Annotated in this window: 3 protein-coding genes and 1 other RNA gene; 2 read left to right on the top strand and 2 right to left on the bottom strand. The window is 42.9% G+C overall.

Translation table 11 applies throughout. From position 1 onward, the window contains the following. The first annotated feature begins 401 nt into the window (after positions 1-401). Entirely contained in the window at positions 402-854 is a 453-nt protein-coding gene (gene tnpA / locus SFV55_RS00570) for an IS200/IS605 family transposase (RefSeq protein ID WP_320027492.1), read from the top strand. A 13-nt stretch (positions 855-867) separates the two neighbouring features. Here the strand turns inward: tnpA and SFV55_RS00565 are convergent, their stop codons facing one another. Next, positions 868-2,154, bottom strand: a complete 1,287-nt coding sequence (locus tag SFV55_RS00565; protein WP_320027491.1) for an asparagine synthetase B — start codon at positions 2,152-2,154, stop codon at positions 868-870. Positions 2,155-2,272: 118 nt separating this feature from the next. Between SFV55_RS00565 and SFV55_RS00560 the strand changes: the two genes are divergently transcribed. After that, a complete protein-coding gene (locus tag SFV55_RS00560; protein WP_320027490.1) occupies positions 2,273-2,596 on the top strand; it encodes a TfoX/Sxy family protein in 324 nt (107 codons plus the stop codon). 1,350 nt (positions 2,597-3,946) lie between these two features. On the opposite strand, the gene ssrA is transcribed toward SFV55_RS00560, so the two are convergent. Next, positions 3,947-4,339: a transfer-messenger RNA gene (gene ssrA, locus SFV55_RS00555) on the bottom strand. Positions 4,340-4,355 lie beyond the last annotated feature (16 nt).

Here is a 4,355-nt window from a genome sequence, read left to right as displayed (position 1 = left end):
TGCAATCCGGCTCCCGATGGGTAAGGGAACATGTCCAAAACGTAAAACTTCGGGCGATCGCTCTGGTGGCTTACTTTGTAGACCTTGTGCTCATCCCAGTAGGCTTTCCACTTTTTTTCGATTTCGCGTGGTTTGTATTCCATATGCGTAGCGTTGTTCGGGTATTAACGTTAGTTGGGGTGATTTTGTCCCCACGGGAGGGGATTTTTTAGGAATTGGGGGCAAAGGTAAGAAAAAAGAATGTAGGATTGGGTCTATATTTGCGATAGAGCTTGGCCATTTTGATTTAATAGGGCTATGCCCTATCTTATGATATATCGCCCTTTCAGGGCTTTTATGATGGTAGCCCTGAAGGGGCGTAATCTCTTAACGATGGGTGCAGCCCATCAGACTCAGAAGCCATGGGACAATCTCTAGTAAAGAACTACATCCACATCGTGTTCAGCACCAAATACCGCCAGCAGCTGATCTACCCGCCCTATGAGCAGGAGCTGCACAGCTATCTGGGAGGGACTTGCAATGAGCTAGGCTGCCAAGCCATCATCGTGGGAGGGTATACCGATCATGTGCATATTCTGTGCCTCTTATCCAAAAAGATAGCGCTGATGGACTTGGTGGAAAAGGTAAAAGCCAATTCTTCGAAGTGGTTCAAAACGAGGCATGAATCGCTAAAAAACTTTTATTGGCAGGATGGATATGGGGCCTTTTCGGTAAATCCCAAACAAGTAGACATTGTGATTAGGTACATTGCCAATCAACACGAACACCACCGAAAAAAAGACTTCCAAACAGAATATCGAGCTTTTTTAAAAAAGTATAAAGTGGAGTATGATGAGCGATATGTTTGGGATTAATCTTACGGATTCCTCAAGTTTTCCGTTCTTTTTTCCTGGCTGCGGGGAAAAGGATATTGTTCAAAATCAAGCGGTAACCTGGCGAATCGGGGTGTAGACTGAGATCGGTATCCGGGTCTTCGACTCTGTGCAGATAATCCTCGGGATCGTGACCACCGTAAAAAGTCCAGAAGCCCTTGCCAAAAATGCCATGGATGTACCTGGCCTCCTTTTGCGCTTTGTTTTCACCCAAAATCAAAACATTGGTTTTCAGGTATTCTTTTCTAAAAGCGGTGGTTTGTCCGATGAACCCCTTAATTGTTCGGGTATGGCATTGGGTAAGGATGGAAGGAACGGGATCCCATTTGGCTGAAAAATCAAAGAGGGTGAAATAATCCTGTTGGGGCATTACATTTCGCGACCAGCCACGCCCTACATCAATGGTAGAAAAGTTGTGACCGTATGGCCCATCGGCAAGTATAAAATTTTTAAAGGCAAAGGTTTTACTAAAATCCAGTTTTGACTGGGCATTTGGATCAGCAGGGTCACCATCAAAAATTGCTTCACAAATATCCACCCCCTCAGCGGAGAGTGCGATGTCGAACGTTTCCGTAGCCGAGCACATTGCAAACATAAAACCGCCACCCGCAACCCATTCCCGGATCTTTTTGACGACTGCCAATTTGGAATGGGAAATTTTTTTGTAGCCCAGGCTATAGGCCAAATCTTCCGATCTAGTCTTGTATTCCTCATACCAGGAAGCATTTCTGTAACCGCGATTGCGGCCAAGCTGCCCGGTGAAGTCTTCGTGATGTAGGTGAAGCCAGTCGTATTGGGGCAATTTATCCTGCATCACTTCCCGATCATACAACATATCAAAAGGAATTTCAGCGTAAGTGAGCACAAGTGTAACCGCGTCTTCCCAGGGTTGGATGGCCTTACCTTTTCCGTCTATTTCCGGGGTATATACGGCTATTTTGGGTGCCTTCTCCAGTTTCATGGCCTCCATATTCACCTCTGGTTTGGCTATTTCATCGAGTATATTTTTGAATTGTGCATCGGGAATGACTCCAAAAGACACCCCTCTGGTCATACATTCTTTTTCAAAAACCTTATTGTATTCAAAAGCGAAGCTTCCACCCTGGTAATTGAGTAGCCACCAGGCTTCAACTCCATTGTTCAGCACCCAATAGGTAATCCCGTAAGCCTTCAGGTGGTCCTTTTGTTTTTCCGGGTCCATTGGCAGCAGGATATAGGCTGCCTTCAGCTGCCCCACAACAGCAGCGATCAGCACCAACATCAATAAACCTTTCTTGATCATCACCAGTTTGTTTAAATTTGTTGAATGGAAAATAGGAAAAATTGAATCATTTCCCAGGTTATGAAGCAGTTGCACTTCCAGTCCTCCAAGTTAAACTTTTTTAATCAAAAACAATACCATGGCCTCTGATCAAACATTCGTTGACTTTATTGTAGACCAAATTGAAAATGCCGGGGAAATCAGCGCCAAAAAGATGTTTGGAGAATACGGTTTGTATTCCGGTGAGAAGTTGTTCGGCTTAATTTGTGACAACAAGTTGTTCATCAAACCTACCCAGGCTGGGCGTGCTTTTATTGGAGATGTGGTGGAAGCTCCGCCCTATCCAGGGGCAAAATCGAGTTTTTTGATTGAAGAAAAAATGGAAGACCGTACCTGGTTGAGTGAATTGGTCAGGATTTCGGTGGCAGAATTGCCTGCGCCTAAGCCAAAGAAGAAGAAATAGGGGAAGAAGTGGGGGCATTGATTCAAGGTTTTGAAATAACCGCTCTTAGGCCCCAGCGCATGAATTGCCTCCAGCTTTAGCTGGTGGATCAATGGCCAGAACTTGAAGGGGCTTTAGCCAAATCTCAATTTTGCACATGGGGCTAAAGCCCAAAACTAGAGTGCACTGCTTATCCACCAGCTAAAGCTGGAGGCAATTCATGCGCATCGAGTCTAGAATTTGAGATCAGTTATTTCAAAAAACTTCATAAACCTTAAAAATACAAGCGGTTAGGATGTCATTGTAACTAAAAGCAAGGCAACTTCACTTGGTGTATTTACTGAAGTATTGGAAGATATGACCATTTTCACATCACCAGGTGGTAGGAAAGGTCCTTTTATCAATATGGCAGCGAAATAGCGCGAGAATTTGTTTTTGAATAAAAGAAAGTTGAAGGCGGGTACATGTACTCGCCTTTATTTTTAAATGTTTTCATTACACTTTTTTCCGATTCGGTCAAATATTTTTTATTCGAGTGTGGAAAAAATGTTAGTCTTTTCCACAATTTTGTTTTGCTTTAGTGTGGGAAAGCACAGAACTTTGATTTTGAACTAAATTTATCAAGAACAGCCTTTTTAAAATTAAAAATAAATCTATGCCCCACTCATTGAAGTGTTTCACCGTATTTTTACAGCACAAAATTCATTCTCAAGAACGATTGTAAAATGGAGATAAAAATAAGTTAAGTATAAAACAACGCCCAGGGTAAGCCAATACCCTGGGCGTTAAATAATTTTATATGAATAAAAACAGGAAGAAGGCTTCAAGGTTTAAGAGCCCTAAAGGGATCCCATTGAAGCCTAAAAAACCATTTACATGGTTAGATTTAATTAGAGCAGCTACTGCTATCGGTTCTTTTTTTAAGTTTCTGTGGGACTTATTTAAAGACGACAAGTAATCTGCTTTTGCTCGTTGGCTCTTTGAAAACCTGCCAGTTTTAGAAGAACCACGATCAGCCGCATCCCTTTAGGTGCGGCTTTTTCTTTAACGAAAAAAATAAATTAATTTATTTTTTCGCATCACAAATCTGATCAAAAAATTGATACCCTGCAATATTTGGCCAAGATTTTATCGATATTTTTTTATTTCCAAAGTGAGTAGCTTATTTTTTAAGCCCTTGATGCAGTTTAAATTGACAGGAAATTTGTCTGAAGGTTTATGTAATGAATGAGCTGGAGATCAGTGTTGGAAGTAATTTTTGGTGTCATGCTGCTCTTTTGAGGAAAAGAGTGACGCCTCATAGACAAAATGAAAAGCGCCGTAGACAAAACGGCAACCGGGAACCCTAGTATTTACAAAGATTCCCGGCTTTAGTGGAGGCGGCGAGAGTCGAACTCGCGTCCAGAGAAAGCACTCACTAGCCTTCTACATGCTTAGTTGCTTATTTTGGTCTCAGCACAAGGGTAGGTCCAGCAACGCACCAGTCTTGTACCCAGCCCGTAATCTCAAACAATGACGCGGGCCGCATCATTGTTCCAGCCTAGCATTGGTGATGTACGGGTGCGGGCCGGTTAGGCATAGGCCGAGGCTCCGTGGAGCCGTGCACCGTCGTACAATGACTTTCTAATTCCTAGAATTAGGCAGCCATGGCGTAGTTAGATTCGCCATTTATGGTTCGATGATCATTTTTTATACGGAGTAAACCATCATTCTCCGGCATGCTTACCAATCAGTCGACAATCCTGTCGATACCATTACGCCCCCATTTTCAAAGATCTTG

The organism is Haliscomenobacter sp., assembly GCF_033763495.1.
Taxonomy (GTDB): domain Bacteria; phylum Bacteroidota; class Bacteroidia; order Chitinophagales; family Saprospiraceae; genus Haliscomenobacter.
This window is presented reverse-complemented; position numbering and strand designations above follow the sequence as displayed.